The 16,512-nt window shown below is 71.8% G+C and carries 12 protein-coding genes and 1 pseudogene; 2 read left to right on the top strand and 11 right to left on the bottom strand.

The genetic code is table 11. The features are described 5' to 3' along the window. Nucleotide 1: 1 nt before the first annotated feature. Nucleotides 2-1,789, bottom strand: a complete 1,788-nt coding sequence (locus ACWD4A_RS17365; RefSeq protein ID WP_451194685.1) for an ABC transporter substrate-binding protein — start codon at nucleotides 1,787-1,789, stop codon at nucleotides 2-4. 49 nt (nucleotides 1,790-1,838) lie between these two features. Beyond that, the gene (locus ACWD4A_RS17360; RefSeq protein ID WP_451194684.1) at nucleotides 1,839-2,810 is read right to left on the bottom strand and encodes an ABC transporter permease; all 972 of its coding nucleotides are present in this window, start codon (nucleotides 2,808-2,810) and stop codon (nucleotides 1,839-1,841) included. A 424-nt stretch (nucleotides 2,811-3,234) separates the two neighbouring features. Here ACWD4A_RS17360 and ACWD4A_RS17355 point away from each other — a divergent pair, with 424 nt between their 5' ends. Then, the gene (locus ACWD4A_RS17355) at nucleotides 3,235-3,699 is read left to right on the top strand and encodes a subtilase-type protease inhibitor (RefSeq protein ID WP_451194683.1); all 465 of its coding nucleotides are present in this window, start codon (nucleotides 3,235-3,237) and stop codon (nucleotides 3,697-3,699) included. Nucleotides 3,700-3,783: 84 nt separating this feature from the next. On the opposite strand, the gene ACWD4A_RS17350 is transcribed toward ACWD4A_RS17355, so the two are convergent. The 8 genes and pseudogenes from ACWD4A_RS17350 to ACWD4A_RS17315 all read right to left on the bottom strand — a co-directional run bounded on the left by ACWD4A_RS17350 (nucleotide 3,784) and on the right by ACWD4A_RS17315 (nucleotide 14,354). Further along, the gene (locus tag ACWD4A_RS17350) at nucleotides 3,784-4,683 is read right to left on the bottom strand and encodes a S1 family peptidase (protein WP_451194681.1); all 900 of its coding nucleotides are present in this window, start codon (nucleotides 4,681-4,683) and stop codon (nucleotides 3,784-3,786) included. Nucleotides 4,684-4,942: 259 nt separating this feature from the next. Next, nucleotides 4,943-5,761: pseudogene (locus ACWD4A_RS17345) on the bottom strand (slipin family protein); the annotation flags it as partial. Nucleotides 5,762-5,935: 174 nt separating this feature from the next. Continuing rightward, the gene (locus ACWD4A_RS17340) at nucleotides 5,936-6,853 is read right to left on the bottom strand and encodes a S1 family peptidase (RefSeq protein ID WP_451194679.1); all 918 of its coding nucleotides are present in this window, start codon (nucleotides 6,851-6,853) and stop codon (nucleotides 5,936-5,938) included. A gap of 670 nt (nucleotides 6,854-7,523) precedes the next feature. Beyond that, nucleotides 7,524-8,315, bottom strand: a complete 792-nt coding sequence (locus ACWD4A_RS17335; protein ID WP_451194677.1) for a DUF1684 domain-containing protein — start codon at nucleotides 8,313-8,315, stop codon at nucleotides 7,524-7,526. A gap of 5 nt (nucleotides 8,316-8,320) precedes the next feature. Next, complete coding sequence (locus ACWD4A_RS17330; protein ID WP_451194675.1) at nucleotides 8,321-9,631, bottom strand: NtaA/DmoA family FMN-dependent monooxygenase; 1,311 nt, start codon at nucleotides 9,629-9,631, stop codon at nucleotides 8,321-8,323. Next, complete coding sequence (locus ACWD4A_RS17325; RefSeq protein ID WP_451194673.1) at nucleotides 9,628-10,662, bottom strand: LLM class flavin-dependent oxidoreductase; 1,035 nt, start codon at nucleotides 10,660-10,662, stop codon at nucleotides 9,628-9,630. The genes ACWD4A_RS17330 and ACWD4A_RS17325 overlap by 4 nt, the downstream gene beginning before the upstream one ends. A 51-nt stretch (nucleotides 10,663-10,713) precedes the next feature. Next, on the bottom strand, nucleotides 10,714-12,666 hold the full coding sequence (locus ACWD4A_RS17320) for an FAD/NAD(P)-binding protein (RefSeq protein WP_451194672.1): 1,953 nt from the start codon (nucleotides 12,664-12,666) through the stop codon (nucleotides 10,714-10,716). 458 nt (nucleotides 12,667-13,124) lie between these two features. Next, nucleotides 13,125-14,354: a DUF5685 family protein gene (locus tag ACWD4A_RS17315; RefSeq protein WP_451194670.1), complete on the bottom strand. Its 1,230-nt coding sequence runs from the start codon at nucleotides 14,352-14,354 to the stop codon at nucleotides 13,125-13,127. Between the two features lie 274 nt (nucleotides 14,355-14,628). On the opposite strand from ACWD4A_RS17315, the gene ACWD4A_RS17310 reads away from it, so the two are divergent. Beyond that, nucleotides 14,629-15,066, top strand: coding sequence for a cell division protein SepF (locus ACWD4A_RS17310; protein ID WP_451194668.1), 438 nt, complete (start codon nucleotides 14,629-14,631; stop codon nucleotides 15,064-15,066). 72 nt (nucleotides 15,067-15,138) lie between these two features. On the opposite strand, the gene ACWD4A_RS17305 is transcribed toward ACWD4A_RS17310, so the two are convergent. After that, nucleotides 15,139-16,323 carry an acyl-CoA dehydrogenase family protein gene (locus tag ACWD4A_RS17305; RefSeq protein WP_451194666.1) on the bottom strand — a complete coding sequence of 395 codons (1,185 nt, stop codon included), beginning with the start codon at nucleotides 16,321-16,323 and terminating at the stop codon, nucleotides 15,139-15,141. Between the last annotated feature and the right edge of the window lie 189 nt (nucleotides 16,324-16,512).

The raw sequence follows: 16,512 nt of genomic DNA, 5'->3' as shown, positions 1-16,512 counted from the left end.
GTCAGGGCTTCTTCACATAGAGGTCGACGGCCGCGATGGAGCCGTAGATGGGGTGGACGGCGGCGCCGCCGACGTCCTTGCCGCGGAACTGGGTGACGCTGGTGTAGAGGAAGGGCACGACCGGCACGTCCTTCATGACGACCTGTTCCAGGTCGATGAGCGCGGCGGCCTTCTGCTGCGCGTCGCCGATGCCCGCGATGCGCTCCAGCTCCTTGTCGACCTCAGGGTTGCTGTAGCGGATGGAGTTGGAGAGGGCGTCGAGCTTGCTGTGGTAGCTGTCGGGCAGCAGGGTGGAGGGGGTGGGCCAGTCCACGGAGTTGGTGGAGATCCACAGGTCGTAGGGGGCGTCGCCGCGGAAGACCTGGTCGTTGAAGGCGGCCTTGTCCATCGGCTTGGTGACGAGCTTGATGCCGGCCTTGGCGAAGGCGTCGACGAGAACCTGGGCGAGGCGGTCCTTCTCGGGGGCGTCGCTCTCGTAGGCGTAGGTCAGCGTGGTGACGCTCTGCTTGGCCTTGGCGAGGTGCTCCTTGGCCTTCTCGATGTCGCCGCCGGGCTCGACCGGGTAGAGGTCGTACTTCTTCCAGCCGACGACGGCGGGCGAGGAGAGGGTGGTGGCGAAGTCGCCGAGGCGCGGGCCGCCGAGCACCTGGCGGGCCTGCTCGCGCGGGAAGAGATAGTGGATGGCCTTGCGCACCTCGGGGTCGGTGACACGGCTGTTCTTGATGTAGAGGTCCTCGGTGTACGCGCCCTGGCTGCCCGCGACGAGGAGGTCCTTCTTCTTGGGGTCGCGCTGGGCCTCGGCGTAGAGCTCCGGCGGCACCTCGTTCTTGGTGGAGACGGTGGTGCTGCCGTCACCGCGGCCGTTGAGGACCTCCTGCGCGGTGTTGAGGATCTTCTTGCCGAAGGTGAACTCGAAGCGCTCGGCGTACTGGTGGCGGATCGGGTCGGTCTCCGGCTTCCAGTGCGGGTTGCGCTCCAGGGTGAGGCTCTGGTTCTGCTTGTGCCCGGCGATCCGGTACGGGCCGGTGGCGAACGGTTTGACGTCGTAGTCGGTGCCGGTGTCCTTGTCCTTGCGGACGGGGGACGAGGAGGACTGGGCGGCCATGTAGGGCACGTCGGACTGCGGCTCGGGGAAGTGGAAGACGATGGTCTTGTCGTCCGGTGTCTCGATCGCCTTGAGATCGCCGTCCTTGGGGCCGCCGTACTTCTTGACGGCGGCGGTGCGGTCCTCGGAGCCGGTGAGCCACTCGGGCCAGTAGGTGGGACCGAGTTCGAAGCCGGGGGCGAAGGTGCGCTCGATGCCGTACTTGACGTGCTCGGCGGTGATCGGCTCGCCGTCCTCCCAGGCGATGCCGTCCTTGAGCCGGTACGTCCAGGTGCGGCCGCCGTCGGAGGACTGGCCGGTGTCGGTGGCGAGGTCGCCGACCAGCTTGGGCTTGCCGTCCACGACCTGATACTGCGTCAACTGACGGCCCCACAGCAGCGAGGTGCTGTAGGACTCGCCCGCGTAGATCTTCTGCGGGTCGAGGTGGCTGTAGTCGTTGAGGTTGGCGATCCTGACGGTGCCGCCGGACCGCGCGTCGGGGGCGGCGGGGGCCGGGCCCTGGCTGTCCTTGGCGGTGCCGAGGGTGGCGGTGAGCCGCTGCCCGCTCTTGACGGCGTTCGCGCCGCCGTCCTTCCCGCCGCCCGCCCCGTCCGAGCCCGCGCCGGCCGAGCAGGAGCACATCAGCATGACGGCGGCGGTGGCGAGGGCCGGTAGGGCTGCGGTGCGCGTGCTGAAGCGGGGCATGGTGAACTCCGTTGATCGGAAAGGTGTGGTGCGGTGACGTGGCTTGGGGTCAGCGGACGGTACGCGGGTCGAGCGCGTCGCGCACCGCATCGCCGAGGAGGTTGAAGGCGAGGACGAAGACGAGGATCGCCACGCCGGGGAAGACCATGTAGGTCGGGTCAGCGTAGAAGACCTCGGAGCCGCGGGAGATCATGCGTCCCCAGTCGGGGACGGGCTCGTTGATGCCGACGCCGAGGAAGGACAGCGCGGCCTCGGCGGTGACGATGCCGGGCACGGCGAGGGTGATGTGCACGAGCACCGGCGCCCAGACGTTGGGCAGCAGCTCGCGGAGGACGATGTGCCGGCGGCTCGCGCCGACGGCCCGCACGGCCTCGATGAACTCCCGCTCGCGCAGGCTCCGTACGGACGTCCGCAGCACCATCGCGAGCGGCACCCAGCCGAAGGCGGCGAACACCAGGATGAGCGAGGTGAACTGCATCCAGGCGGGCTCGTTCTCGCCGGGGTCGACAAAGCGCGTCTGGATGACGGGGCTCAGCGCGAGCAGCAGCAGGAGTGTCGGAAAAGCGAGCAGCACATTGCATACGAATGTGAAGGCACGGTCGGCGACACCGCTGAGGTAGCCGACGGTCACGCCGAGGACGACGCCGACGACGGCGATCACCGTGACCGAGGCCAGGGCCACCAGCAGCGAGGTGCGCATGCCGTAGAGGAGCTGGGTGAGCACGTCGCGGCCGAGGCCGGGTTCGATGCCGAACCAATGCTCGGCGGAGATACCCCCGTTGGGCAGGACGGGCAGGCCCTCGGCGCTGAGCAGGCCGGGTTCGTTCTGCCCGTAGTGCTCCTTGGGGTTCTTGCCGTAGAGGGCGGCGAGCAGGGGCGCCGCGAGCGCGAGGAGGGCGCAGAGGACGACGACGGCGAGCGCGGCCATGCCGGTCCTGTCCCGCCGGAAGGCCCGGCAGGCGGTGGCGAGGGGGCCTCGGGACGGCGTTCCGGGGGGTCCTCCTGAGTGCACTTCGGCCATTTGCTGCCGCGCTCCTGAATCGCTCCGGCCGTCGCTCGGTTACTCGACGGGCCTCTTTTCGGCCGGGGTGGCGGGGGTCTCCCGCCCCGGGGTGCGGCTCATTAGATCCGATGGTTTCCTGCGCGGCAAATCATGTTTTTGAAGGCGGTTTGGATAATTCATCGTTGATTACAAGGAATCTTCGCTGGTCAACATCCCTGTAACATTAATTCCCCTCTTTCCCCCGCAAACCGGGCGACCGACGGGGTCCCTCCCGGCCCGGAGCGGCTTCCGCGAGACGTGCCTCACACCACTTCAGGCCACCCCCGGTCAACTACTCAGGGTTTTCAACCAGCGACCGAAAGTGTCCGCTGGGGGTGCGTTCATGCTCAACTTGGGCAAGACTCCGGTCCGTTATCCGAAACCAACCAAGGGAGCGTTCGGAATGCGGTACATCACTGGGGGGATCGCGCTGGGGGCCGCGCTGGCACTGGGCGGCCTGGTGGCGGCCGGGACGACAGCGGCGAGCGCCGCACCCGCACCCGCCGCGGCGCAGACGGAGAGTCTGTTCCCGCAGAGCCTGTTCGCACCTTCCGCGCTGGTCCTGACAGTTGGCCAGGGAGAGTCCGCCGCCGACTCCGGCATACAGCGCGCCGTCACACTGACCTGTATGCCGAAGGCGGCCGGCACCCACCCGGACGTCAAGGGCGCCTGCGCGGCTCTGCGGGCCGCGAGCGGTGACTTCGAGAAGGTCACGGCGGTCAAGGCCGACACGTTCTGCACCAAGGAATGGAACCCGCAGGTCGTCACCGCGGAAGGTGTCTGGGAGGGCCAGCGGGTCAGCTTCGAGAAGACCTTCGCCAACCCGTGCATGCTGAAGGCGGGCAAGGGCCTGGTCTTTGAGTTCTGAGGACCCGAGCCCGACCGTCGACGCGTGAGACGGCCCCCGGACACCGTGGAGGTGTGTCCGGGGGCCGCCGTTCGTGGGGGTGCCTCAGCCGATGTGCATGCCGTACTCCGCGAGGGCGCGGGTGACCGGCTCGTAGTAGGTCGTGCCGCCGATCATGCAGTTGCCGTTGCCGCCCGAGGTGAGGCCCAGCGCCGTGTTGTCGTGGAAGAGGGGGCCGCCGCTGTCGCCGCCCTCGGCGCAGACATCGGTCTGGATCAGTCCGCTGACCGTGCCCTCCGGGTAGTTCACCGTGGCGTTGAGCCCGGTGACCTTGCCGCTGTGCACGTGCGTGGTCGAGCCGCTGCGCGTCACGCCGTCGCCGACGGCGGGGTCGGCGGCCCGGGTGATGGGCTGGGTGCCGCCGTAGAGGTCCACCCGGCTGAGATGATCAGCGGCCGGGGCGTACTGGACAAGGGCATGGTCCTCGCCGGGGAACGTCGAGGAGACGGTCTTCCCGCTCCAGGACCCGGCCCGGGCCTCGTCCGGGCTCGCGGCCCACTGCGGTTCGACGTTGCCGCAGTGCCCGGCGGTGAGGAAGTACGGGTTGTTGTTGGCGTCGAGGACGTTGAACCCGAGCGAGCAGCGGTACTTGCCGCCGTAGATCCCGCCGCCGCCCGCGATGTACCGGGTGAGCTTCGTGGCCGTTCTCTTCACGAGCACGACGTCGCCGAGGGACTTGGCGGCCCTGTTGAGCCGGGCCAGCTCGGCGCCCTTCACCGTGGGGTCGGCGCTGACGACGAGCTTGCCGACTCTCGGGTCGGTCACCCAGGCCGTACCGGGAATGGCGGGCATCGAGTCCAACACCACGCGTGCGGCTTCGAGTCGGATCTCGGAGTAGGTGGTGTCGGACGCTTCGGCTTGCTGTGGACCGAGGGTCACCGCCGCGAGGGCGGTCACCGACAGAGCGGCCAGGACGGCGCGCACTCGAACCCGGAAAGGCTTCAACTCGGCACCTCCAGTGGGGGGACAGGCCGGGCGGTGGGGCGCCCATGGGCCCGGAAGGACGGCTGGCACGAACCCGTGCGTGGCTTGACGAAATTCGCGTCCATGCCAAGGTGTCGTCGAGTATCTCCACCGGACGAGGGAGTGCACAAGGCTTACTTCCCGTTGCGCGCATATTCATGCGCGCTCCCCCGAGTGACCCAACTCACGTACAGCACAGGGCAGTTGAGTGCCGCGCGATCTCCTACGCCAGGCCCGTGCCCTCCTCGTCCGGGGGCTTCGCCGGGGCGGACGGCGCCGCCGGGGCGGGCGGCTGATGGTGCTGCTCGGCCCGCTCCAGGAAGCGCAGCAGCTCCACCGGGAAGGGCAGCACCAGCGTGGAGTTCTTCTCCGCGGCGACGGCGACGATCGTCTGCAGCAGCCGGAGCTGGAGGGCCGACGGCTGCTCGGACATCGTGGCCGCGGCCTCCGCCAGCTTCTTCGAGGCCAGGAGCTCCGCGTCGGCGTTGATCACCCGGGCCCGCCGTTCGCGCTCCGCCTCCGCCTGCCGGGACATCGACCGCTTCATCGTCTCCGGCAGCGACACGTCCTTGATCTCGACGCGGTCGATCTGCACGCCCCAGCCGATGGCCGGGCTGTCGAGCATCAGCTCCAGGCCCTGGTTGAGCTTCTCCCGGTTGGAGAGGAGGTCGTCCAGGTCGCTCTTGCCGATGATCGAGCGCAGGGACGTCTGGGACATCTGCGAGACGGCGAAGCGGTAGTCCTCGACCGCGATCACGGCCTCGGCGGGGTTGACGACCTTGAAGTAGACGACCGCGTCGACGCGCACCGTGACGTTGTCCCGGGTGATGCCCTCCTGGGCGGGCACCGGCATCGTCACGATCTGCATGTTGACCTTGCGGAGCCGGTCGACACCGGGGATCACCATGGTGAAGCCGGGCGTCCTGACCTCCGGGAGCAGCCTGCCGAGCCGCAGCACCACGCCGCGCTCGTACTGCTTCACCACGCGGGCCGCCGCCATCGCGTACACCGCGCACGCGGACCCGGCGCCCGCCGCCGCCAATACCAGTTCCTCGACCATGGCACGACCCCTTGCCCTGCATGTCAGGTGTCACATCCCACGGTAGGCCCGTCCCGGACCGGGGTCGAGCCCCCGGCCCGGCGGGCCGGGCCGGGGGCTCCGTGCTGCTGGCCGCAAGGCGTGGGGAAGGGGTCGGTGCTCGCTCGCGGTCAGGGTCCGTGCGCGCCGGGCCGCTCAGAAGACGCTCACTCCGTACGCCTTGAGCGCCGGGCCGACCGGCTGGAAGAAGGTCGTGCCGCCGGTGGTGCAGTTGCCGCTGCCGCCGGAGGTCAGCCCGAGGGCCGCGGACCCGGCGAAGAGGGCGCCGCCGCTGTCCCCGGGCTCGGCGCAGACATTGGTCTGGATCAGTCCGCGGACGATCTGGCCGCTGCCGTAGTTGACGGTCGCGTTCAGGCCGGTGACCTTGCCGCCGTGCACGTGCGTCGTGGAGCCGCTGCGCTGTACGGCCTGGCCGACGGACGCGTTGCCCGCGGAGGTGATGCGCTGGGTGCTGCCGTTGTAGAGGTCGACGGCGCTGGGGTGGGCGACGGAGCCGTTGGTGTACTGCACGATGCCGTAGTCGTTGCCGGGGAAGCTGGTGCCGGTGGTGGGGCCGATGCTGGTGCCGTGCCCGGCGTCGGCGTAGTAGGGCGGCTTGCCCTGGGTGCAGTGGCCCGCGGTGAGGAAGTAATAGGTGGTGCCCTTGCGGACGTTGAAGCCCACGGAGCAGCGCCAGGTCGGCGCGTAGATGGCGTCACCGCCGGCGAGGAACTTCCGGAACGTGCCGGGGGTGCGCTCGACGCGTATCGCGTCGGCGTCCGGCCCGGCCTGCTGTCTGATACGGGCTATCCGGTCGGCGGAGACGGTGGAGTCCGCGGTGACGACGACGGTGCCGCTGCCGCTGTCGGTGACCCATGCCGTGCCCGCGACGTCCGCGGCCTGCACGGCCGCGCTCGCGGCGGACAGCCGGGCGGCCGTGACGGCGGAGCCGCCGCGGTCGGCGGCGTGGGCGTCGGTGGCGACGAGCGCGGCGGCGGCGAGGAGGCCGGTGGCGACGGCGACGCGGGCTCGTTTCCCGGTGGTGCGCTGGGGGGTGGTGCGCTTGATCCTCACGTTGTCTTCCTCCCGTGGGGGGTCGGGTGAGGCGCAGCCAATCGGGCCCGGCCGTTCCGTTTTCGCCGTGCCCCTGACAAGCGCTCCGGCGAGTATTCGGCCCCTGCCGCGGGTACCGCAAGAGCACCTTTCGGACGCCGCGGGCTTCAAACGCCGCGCAGATCACCCGAAAGACGCATTTCCTTACGCACGGCCCGAGTTGGCCCTCAAGGGCGGTAGCGTATGACCCGGCGCACCACGGTGCGCCCCCCTTCAAGGAGGAGCCGACACGCGTCGGGTCCACGGGGGGCCCGGCAATCGGGTTCCTCCGGTAGCGGTCGCCGGAATCACGGCCGCGACGAAAGGGGGGCGCCCCGAATGGGTCGTCACCGCAGGCCACGTCCGTCGATCTGGAAGCGTATGACGCTGAAGGTGAGGAGGTGGTTCAAGGGCTGACCGGAGGCTAGAAGTATTAGCCTCCGGCCCGAAAAGCCCTGCTGCAGGCCCCCGCTGCGGATGATTCCGATCCGTGGTGGGGGCTTCCTTGCTGTGCACGGCCGTTGTTGCACTAGCCGATCCGGCCGCGCAGGCGTCAGCTTAGCGCCGACACGGGCCGTAGTACCAGCCGTTGTGCACCATCCCGCGCGTCGGCCCCCTCGTCGTCGACTCGCAGGGCCGGGGAAGGTCCCCGTCAGGCGGCCGACACCGTCCGCTCCCCCGCCGGGACCTCCAGGCGGAGTCCGTTACCCGGCGGTGGGAACGGGCAGATGAACGCGTCGGAGAAGGCGCACGGCGGCAGCACCGCCCGGTTGAAGTCGACCGTCACCGCGCCGGAAGGCGACGGCCTCGGCACGTACAGGAACCGGAAGCGGTAGCTGGACACCCCGCTCGTCCCGTCCGCGAAGACCGCCCACAGGGAGCCGTCCGCCTCCTCCCCGACCCGCAGCGTGTGCTCGTCGCCGCCGACGCGGAAGGCCAGTTCGCCGGAGAGCCCGAGGCCCCGCTCCCGCCCGTCCGCGTTCTCGACGCTGACGGTGCGGCTTTGCCCGTACGGGCGGAACTCCCCGTCCAGCACCCAGCGTTCGTCGTGGTCGAAGACGTCGATGCCGGTGAAGGAGCGGCGGGCCGCCGAGTCGGGGTCGTAGACGCGGACCGCCCACAGTCCTTCGCGGCGAATGATCAGCAGCCGCCGCTGCCCGTGGGCGATGCGGGCCGTCCCGGGCTCGCTGTCGGCGGTGAGCCGGATCCCGCCCTCGGCGGGCCGTCCGTCGACGGTCAGCCCGTCGGCGGGCGAGGCGGTGAGCAGGACGCTCCCGCCGTCCGGGGACGCGGTCCAGTGCCCCGGGACGGCGGGGATGCGGCCCTCGGGGTGATCGGCCAGCCAGTACGTGCCGGTGAGCGCGAGCGGGCCGTAGGGCGCGGAGACCGCTTCGGTGCGCTCCTGTTGCCAGGTCTTCCACTGCTGTCGCGTGTCGGGGCTCATGCGGGTCAACCTTTCACAGGGGAGTGCGCGGCGGGCAGCGGGAGCCCCAAGTGGTGCCGGAGCGTCGGGCCGGTGTACTCCGTACGGAACGCGCCGCGCTCCTGGAGCAGGGGGACGACACGGTCGACGAAGTCGTCGAGCCCGCCCGGGGTGAGGTGCGGGACGAGGATGAAGCCGTCGGCGGCGTCCGAGGTGACGAACTCGTCGAGTTCCGCGGCGACCGCCTCCGGGGTGCCGATGAAGGACTGCCGCCCGGCGGTCTCGATCACGGTCTGCCGGATGGAGAGCCCCTTCGCCTCGGCGACGGCCCGCCAGCGGGCGGCGACGGCGAACGGGTCGCCGATCCCGACCCGGCCCTGGGCGACCGTGCCGTCGGGGTCCGGGTCGATGTCGGGGAGCGGCCCGTCGGGGTCGTACGCGGAGAGGTCCCGGCCCCACACCTGTTCCAGGGTGAGCAGGGCGGTCTGGGGCGAGACCTGCTGCTTGCGGATCTCGGCGGCCTTCTCCTGGGCCTCGGCGGCGGTGTCGCCGAGGACGACGGTCACCCCGGGCATGATCTTCAGCTCGTCGGGGGTCCTGCCGTGCGCGGCGAGCCTGCTCTTGACGTCGGCGTAGAAGGCGCGGCCCGCCTCCGGGGTGCCGTGCCGGGTGAAGATGACGTCGGCGGTGGCGGCGGCGAACGCGCGTCCCTCGGCGGAGTCGCCCGCCTGGATGACGACGGGGTGCCCCTGCGGGCCGGGGGCCACGTCGAACACCCCCGAGATGCCGAAGTGTTCGCCCTCGTGGGCGAAGGGCCGGGGGACGCCGTCCGGCGCCCAGGAGTCCCAGAGTTCGCGGGCGGTGGCCACGAACTCGGCGGCGCGGGTGTAGCGGTCGGCGTGGTCGAGGTAGCCGCCGCGGCGGAAGTTCTCGCCGGTGAAGGCGTCGGAGGAGGTGACGACGTTCCAGGCGGCGCGGCCGCCGCTGAGGTGGTCCAAGGAGGCGAGGCGGCGGGCGAGTTCGTAGGGCTCGTTGAAGGTGGCGTTGACGGTGGCGGCCAGTCCGAGCCGGTCGGTGACGGCGGCCAGGGCGCTGAGCACGGTGATCGACTCGGGGCGGCCGACGACGTCGAGGTCGTGGATCCGCCCCTTGTGCTCGCGCAGCCGCAGCCCCTCGGCGAGGAAGAAGAAGTCGAACAGGCCGCGCTCGGCGGTGCGCGCGAGGTACTCGAAGGAGACGAAGTCGATCTGGCTGCCGGAGCGCGGATCCGCCCAGACGGTGGTGTTGTTGACGCCGGGGAAGTGGGCGGCGAGGTGCATCCGTTTACGGGTGGTCATGCGATCCCCTTCACCGTGGCGTAGCGGTTGGCCGGGCGGGGCAGGCACAGGTGCTCGCGGAGCGTGCCGCCGGGATAGAAGGAGCGCAGCAGCCCGCGGTGCTGGAGCACGGGCACGGTCCCGTCGACGAGCAGCGGGATGTCCCGGTCGGGGTCGCCGGGCCGGAAGTGGAAGCCGTCGACCGCGCCGTCCGCGTACCAGGCGCCCGCCAGGTCGGCGAGGGCCACCGCGTCGGCGGCGGCGTGGAGCGCGACGGGCAGGGAGGCGAGGACGACGATCCGGCCGGGGTCGCGGCCGAACGCGCGGGCGCGCCGCCGCAGTTCGTCGCGGACCGCCCGTACCGCGTCCGGGCCGGCGTCGGCCTTGGTCCGTACGTAGGCGACGTCCGCGTGGCGGGCGGCGGCCGCGCGGGGCAGCGGATCGGTGGCGTCGACGGCGACGACGGGGTGGCCCTGTGGGGGGCGGGGCACGATGGAGGGGCCGCGGACGGCGAAGCCGGTGCCCCGGTAGTCGACGTAGTGGAGCTTGTCGCGGTCGACGAAGCGGCCGGTGGCCACGTCGCGGATCTCGGCGTCGTCCTCCCAGCTGTCCCAGAGCCGGGTGGCGACGTCGGCGACCTCGCCCGCCTCCTGCCAGAGTTCGCGGGCGGGGGCGGCGGGGCGGCGGCCGAAGTGGCGGGCCGCGGCCTCGTCGGTGGAGACGTCGACGGTCCACCCGGCCCGGCCGCGGCTCACCCAGTCGAGGGTGGCGACGGCGGAGGAGACGTGGAACGGCTCGGTGTGCGTGGTGGTGACCGTCGGCACGAGCCCGATCCGGCCGGTGACGGGCGCGACGCGGGCGAGCACGGCGAGGGCGTCGAGGCGGCCGCCGCCCCGCCGGGGCGGGCCGAGGGTGTCGCCGAGGGTGACGAAGTCCAGCTTGCCGTGTTCGGCGAGGCGCGCCGCGCGGGCGTAGGGCTCGGCGCTCCGGGCGCCGGGCCGGTCGATGGCGACGGCCAGGTGGAGCGGCCGGGTGGGTACGGGTGAGGGCATGGGGGTTCCCTGGGGTGTGAGGGACGTGTCGGTGGTGGACCGGTACGCGCGTCAGCCGAGCGGCGGGAGAGCCGGAGCAGGGTCCGGAGCGGGGGGATGATCCGCCGGGCGGGCCCTCGCGCTCCCGGCCGGGAACCGCTCCCGTGTGCCGTCGTCCGGGAACAGGTCCCGGACGGCGCCGAGCGCGGCCCGTACCGTGGCGTCGTTCTGCCGGAAGGCGGGGCCGTTGGTGCGCGGGCGGGTGAAGGCGCCGGTGGCGCGGGCGTCGGTGTGCGGGCCGAGGGCGAAGCGGCGGGGGTGCGGGCGGCCGTCCCGGTCGAGCATCCGGCCGTCCTCGGGGCTGACGGCCAGCAGCCCGGCGGGGGTCACGGTGGTCTCGGCGGCCAGTCCGCGCAGCAGCCGGTCGCCCGAGCGGGCGACCGTGGGGGCCGGGAGCCGGGCCTCGACGAGCGTCTTCGCCTCGGTCACCGCGCCGGGCGCGACCGCGCTGCGGGCGCGGAAGACCCCGCGTCCGCGGTCGGCGGTGACCTCGGTGTCCGCGCCGAGGAAGCGCACGAGTCCGGCGCGGGACAGTGCGAGGAGCTGCCGCATCCGGGGGCCGGGCGGCCCGGAGGCCACGTAGCTGAAGAAGCCGTGCCACCAGGTGCCGATGTCGCCCAGGCCCATGAGCTGTCCGTAGACGGACAGCAGCGCGAGGAAGACGGCCAGGTCGGGGCTGTGGCGGGGGTCGTGGCGGCGGGCGAGGTCGGCTTCGATGTGGGCGCGGACGCCCTCCTGGAGCGCCTCGGTGCCGGGGTACCGCACACCGGCCAGGGGGTGGTCGAGGGCGGCCAGGTCGAGCCGGTCGGCGGGGTCGGGCACCGAGGCGGAGACGAGCGCGTCGAGTTCGGCGCTGCCGGGGTCGCACAGGGCGTACTTCGCCTCGAAGTCCGGCCAGTTGACGCGGGTGCGCTCCGGGTGCGCGGTGAACAGCCGGTGGTAGTGGGCGAATCCCAGCTCCTTCTCGACCAGCGGCCAGATGTCGCGGTGGAAGTCGGGCGGGACGGGGCGGCGGCGCAGTTCCTCGATCTCGGCGGGGCCGAGGAAGCGGGGCAGCGGCGGCCGTTCGCCCTGCCACGGGTAGTCGATCTTCGTGCGGTAGGGGACGCCGCGCCGCGATCCGACGTGCAGGACGGGTTCCCGCCCGGAGGGGTGGTAGGTCAGGGTGCCGGTGCCGTCGTCGGTGTACGTCCCGCCGCGGCCCTCGGTGACCAGCACCATCAGGTCGACGAAGGCGAGTCCGAAGCCGCGGACGATGACGTCCTCGCCGGGGCGCAGTCCGCCGAGGTCGCTGTCGGCGGTGAACTCCGGTGGGAGATAGGTGAGTCCGTGGTCGGATGCGAACCGGGCGAGGGCGTCCTGTTCGCTGTCGGGCACGGCGGGCAGGTGCCCCAGGGCGAGGACGACGAGGTCGGCGGTCAGGGGTTCGGTCCGCCCTTCCAGCCACAGGCGCTGGCGTCCGGCGCGGGGTCCGGAGAGCCGTAAGGCGCGGCGGCGGTGTTCGTGGACGACGACGCCGGGCGGCAGGGCGGCCACGGCGCGGGCGTACGTCCAGTCCAGGTAGGCGCTCTGCAGCCGTCTGCTGGGGAAGCTCCGGGGTGTCAACTCGCGGGCCTCGGTGAGTGTTTCGGGGTCGAGGCCGGGCACGGCGCCGTCGCGGACGAGGCCGGCCCATTCGGCGAGGGAGGGGCCTTCGCGTACGGGTCCCTCCTGCTGCACGGTCTCGTCGGTGTACATCGTGACGTCCTCCGCCATGGAGTTCATCCACAGCAGCGGGGACTGGTCGCGCCGCCAGACGCGGCCGCCGCCGGGCGGGTACGGGTCGACGACATGGAGGTCGAGGCGGGCGCCCGCGAGGAGTTCGGGCGCGTTGGCGGCGATCCGTTCGACGAGGCCGGTACCGCGGGGGCCCGCGCCGACGATGACGAGCGAGGGGACGGCGGGAGCGAGAGGGACGAGAGGCATGGGAGGGACGGCGGGTACGGCCGGGTGCGCGGACATGCGGAGGCTCCGTGGATGCGGGGATCGAACACGGGAGTTGAGGCCGTCACACCGGGCCGCGCCCCTCAGCGCGACCGGACCCCGAGGCTAAGCCGGGGTCCTGGCCTGCTGTCAAGCATGTCCATTCCACCGTCCACGATGCGGACGGGCCGTCTCAACGCCATTGACGCGGAACCGGATGGCTGTTCCACTTGGCACATGCACTCAGGGCAACGGCTGGTCACACGGGACCACATCGACTTCGGTCGGGTGTGGTCCGCCTCGTGTCCGGGCTCCCCTGTACTCTCCCCGGGTTCCTGTACCGGCCTCCGGCCCGGCTCCGGTCCCCGTCAGGGCTGATCGCGCCCCGCGCGAGCCCGTACGCCTTCACACCGCGGCGGTCGGCCGCACCCTTCCCCTCGTTTCCCCTCGTTCCGCCCTGCTCAGCAATCGCATCCACAGCAGTCGCAGCCATCGCAGCAGTCGCTGTTCTGGCAGCAGTTGCAGCAGCATTCGCACTCGCCGCAATCGCATCCGCTGCAGTCGCAATCACACTTGTCGCACCACGCCTCGCGCTTGTGACCGTGCCAGGGGTCCGTGTAGTCCGTGCAGCACACCTGGCACGTGCAGAAGAGCCCGGCCCACACCGCGCAGCCGGCGACCAGTCCGCGCCGCCGTCCTTCCCTCGGCGGCTCGGGCGGGGCGCCGGGCGGCATGACCGGCGGCGGGCCGAACGCGCCCTGCGCACCGTGCTCCAGGGCCTCGTGCCCGGCCGCGGTGGGGTGCCGGTGGCCGCACCCGTCGGTGCCGAACGCCCGGTCGACGGCGCGCTCCAGTTCGTGCGCCAGCAGGAGGTGCGCGAGCCGGCCCTGCGCCTTGCTCGCGAAGTCGACCTCCCGCAGCGCGAGCCGCACCCCGTGCACCGCGTCGTCGCACAGCCGCCGCACCTCGGCGAGGTCCGCGCCGGTCACGGCGACCGGGTTCCAGGCGCCGGTCCGGGCGTCCTCCGCCAGGTCCTCGACGGCGTCCAGCAGGTGGGCGAGCCGCCCGAAGAGCCGTCCCGCCTCCTCCAGCGGCGCCCGGTTGGCGGGCCTGCCCGCCAGCACCGCAGTGTGACCGAAGGCCGCGGCGGTCGCCGTCTCGGTCGGCTCGGTTATCGCCAACAGCGGTGTGCCGGCTCCGGCCAGGGCCTCGATACCGGCCTGCCGGTCGACCGCGTCCACCAGCACGGCCGTGTCGAACCCGAGGTCCGAACCCGTACGGGCACCGGCCCGGTCCCACCTGGCGGCGACCCTGCGGGCGGCCGCGGCGACCGGACGCCGCGCCAAGAGGCCGTCGCCGTCGGCGACATGGTCCCGCATCTTCGCCGACGCGAGGACGAGCGAGACGGACGCGGCGAGCCGCGCGCCCTCGCCCTTGGCCACGGACGCGGTGCGCATCCCGCGCAGCGGACAGGGCCCCGCCGTGCGCCGCCACGTGTCCGCGCCCCCGGCGCCCGGGGACTGAGCCTCCACCAGAACCGAAATGACCAGTCCGTCATAGTTCGTCGCGACGCGCGCGAATTGTCCGTGGTCGCCACGCAGCGCCAGACACAGCCCGCAGAGATGGGCCATCCACTCCGCGCGCATCGACTCCGACAGCCGATGACGGCATGGTCTGACGATCCCGAACAATTCCGGCCCCCGTGTGTGGTGTGCTGAGACCCGGGCATCCTAATCACCGGACAACCACACCGGCCCGCAGCCCGCGGCGCCCACCCCCGTCCCGCATATGCCCAGGTCCAGAGCGTGTGGCGAAGCTCTCTGGCGATCTGACGCACCGCCAAGCGCTTTGCACCAGATGCGTCACGAAATCCTCGCTTGGCGGCTATCCACTTGGCACACCATCCACAACATGGACGACGATAGAGAAGCGGTCGGACCACACCGCGTGTGAGAGGAGGCGTCCATGGGATCGGTGCGCAAGGCGAGTGCCTGGCTCGGCCTCGTCGACGACGGCGATGACGAGCGCTACTACGACGACGACTACGCCGAGGGGCCCGAGCCCGGCGACTCCTGGGTGACCAACCCGAAGGTGCGGGTGGCGGACGAGACCGCGCAGGAACAGGGCACCCGCATCGCCACGGTCACCCCGGACGGCTTCCGGGACGCCCGGGGCATCGGCGAGCTCTTCCGCGAGGGCGTCCCGGTGATCGTGAACCTCACCGGCATGGAGCCCAACGACGCCAAGCGGGTCGTGGACTTCGCGGCCGGGCTGACCTTCGGCCTGCGCGGCTCGATCGAGCGCGTGGCCAACCGCGTCTTCCTGCTCACCCCCGCCGACTACCAGGTGCTCAGCGGGGAGGCGGGGCGCCGCGCGAACGGCGGCTTTTTCAACCAGAGCTGACGTTCCGCCCCGAGTCGGCGCTCCGGACGCCATCAATTCGGGTGAAACCGGGCGGAGGCGGGGAAGCGGTGCTCACCGGAAGGCGTCGATGCCGGTGAGCGCCTTGCCCAGCACCAGCTGATGCATCTCCACCGTGCCCTCATAGGTCAGCACGGACTCCAGGTTGGTGGCGTGGCGCATGACCGGGTATTCGAGGGAGATCCCGTTGGCGCCGAGGATCGTCCGCGCCGTACGGCAGATGTCGATCGCCTCGCGCACGTTGTTGAGCTTCCCGAAGCTGACCTGCTCCGGCCGCAGCGTCCCCGCGTCCATCCGCAGCCCCAGGTGGTGGGCGAGCAGCAGCCCCTTGTGCAGTTCCACGGCCATGTCGGCGAGCTTCGCCTGGGTGAGCTGGAAGCCGCCGATGGGCTTGCCGAACTGCTCCCTCGTCCGCGCGTAGTCCAGCGCCGACTCGAAGCAGCTGCGGGCCGCGCCCAGCGCGCCCCAGACGATCCCGTAGCGGGCGTGGCTCAGACAGCCGAGCGGACCGCGCAGCCCGACGGCCTCCGGCAGGACCGCGTCGGCGGGCAGCCGCACCTCGTCGAGGACCAGCTCGCTGGTGACCGACGCGCGCAGCGACCACTTGTGCTTGATCTCCGGCGCGGAGAACCCGGGGCTGTCCGTCGGCACGACGAAGCCGCGGATGCCCTCGTCGGTCCGCGCCCAGACGACCGCGACCCCGGCCACCGAACCATTGGTGATCCACATCTTGCGGCCCGTCAGCACCCAGTCGGTGCCGTCGCGCTTGGCGTAGGTGCGCATGCCCGCGGGGTCCGAGCCGTGGTCGGGCTCGGTCAGCGCGAAGCAGCCGATGGTCTCCCCTGCGGCCATGCCGGGCAGCCAGCGCTGCCGCTGCTCCTCGGAGCCGAAGCGGTGGATCGCGTACATGGCGAGGGAGCCCTGCACGGAGACGATGGAGCGGATGCCGGAGTCGGCGGCCTCCAGCTCCAGACAGGCCAGGCCGTACTGGACGGCGCTCGCCCCGGCGCAGCCGTAGCCGGTGAGCGGCATCCCGAGGGCGCCTATGGCACCGAGCTCACGGGCGAGTTCGCGGATGCCGGGCACCTCGCCGCGCTCGTACCAGTCGGAGATGTGCGGCAGGACGCGGTCGGCGGCCCACTGACGGACCGTGTTCCGTACGGCGAGGTCCTCGGGGGTCAGCAGGTCGTCGATGCCGAGGGGGTCGTGCGGGTCGAACGACGTCGTACGGGCGGGCATTCGAGCCTCCGGCTTGGGGAGATCATCGGGTCGGGCCCGACGCTAGACCGCTGGCCGCTGGGCGTCCAGAGTCCCCGGGTGCGGCACCGTCGCCGCCTGCGGCGGGAGCGTCCTGCGGCCGCGTCCTCAAACGCCGGACGGGCTGGAAAACCAGCCCGTCCGGCGTTTGAGGACAGCGCGCGAAGCGTG

The organism is Streptomyces sp. NPDC002537 (assembly GCF_053594975.1).
The sequence above is the reverse complement of the archived record's forward strand: the minus strand, read 5'-3'. Positions and strand labels throughout refer to the sequence as shown.

Excerpts from the sequence above, each read along its gene's own strand:
- ACWD4A_RS17365 (WP_451194685.1), bottom strand. The coding sequence starts at position 1,789 with ATGCCCCGCTTCAGCACGCGCACCGCAGCCCTACCGGCCCTCGCCACC.
- ACWD4A_RS17360 (WP_451194684.1), bottom strand. The coding sequence starts at position 2,810 with ATGGCCGAAGTGCACTCAGGAGGACCCCCCGGAACGCCGTCCCGAGGC.
- ACWD4A_RS17355 (WP_451194683.1), top strand. The coding sequence starts at position 3,235 with ATGCGGTACATCACTGGGGGGATCGCGCTGGGGGCCGCGCTGGCACTG.
- ACWD4A_RS17335 (WP_451194677.1), bottom strand. The coding sequence starts at position 8,315 with ATGAGCCCCGACACGCGACAGCAGTGGAAGACCTGGCAACAGGAGCGC.
- ACWD4A_RS17330 (WP_451194675.1), bottom strand. The coding sequence starts at position 9,631 with ATGACCACCCGTAAACGGATGCACCTCGCCGCCCACTTCCCCGGCGTC.
- ACWD4A_RS17325 (WP_451194673.1), bottom strand. The coding sequence starts at position 10,662 with ATGCCCTCACCCGTACCCACCCGGCCGCTCCACCTGGCCGTCGCCATC.
- ACWD4A_RS17320 (WP_451194672.1), bottom strand. The coding sequence starts at position 12,666 with ATGCCTCTCGTCCCTCTCGCTCCCGCCGTCCCCTCGCTCGTCATCGTC.
- ACWD4A_RS17310 (WP_451194668.1), top strand. The coding sequence starts at position 14,629 with ATGGGATCGGTGCGCAAGGCGAGTGCCTGGCTCGGCCTCGTCGACGAC.
- ACWD4A_RS17305 (WP_451194666.1), bottom strand. The coding sequence starts at position 16,323 with ATGCCCGCCCGTACGACGTCGTTCGACCCGCACGACCCCCTCGGCATC.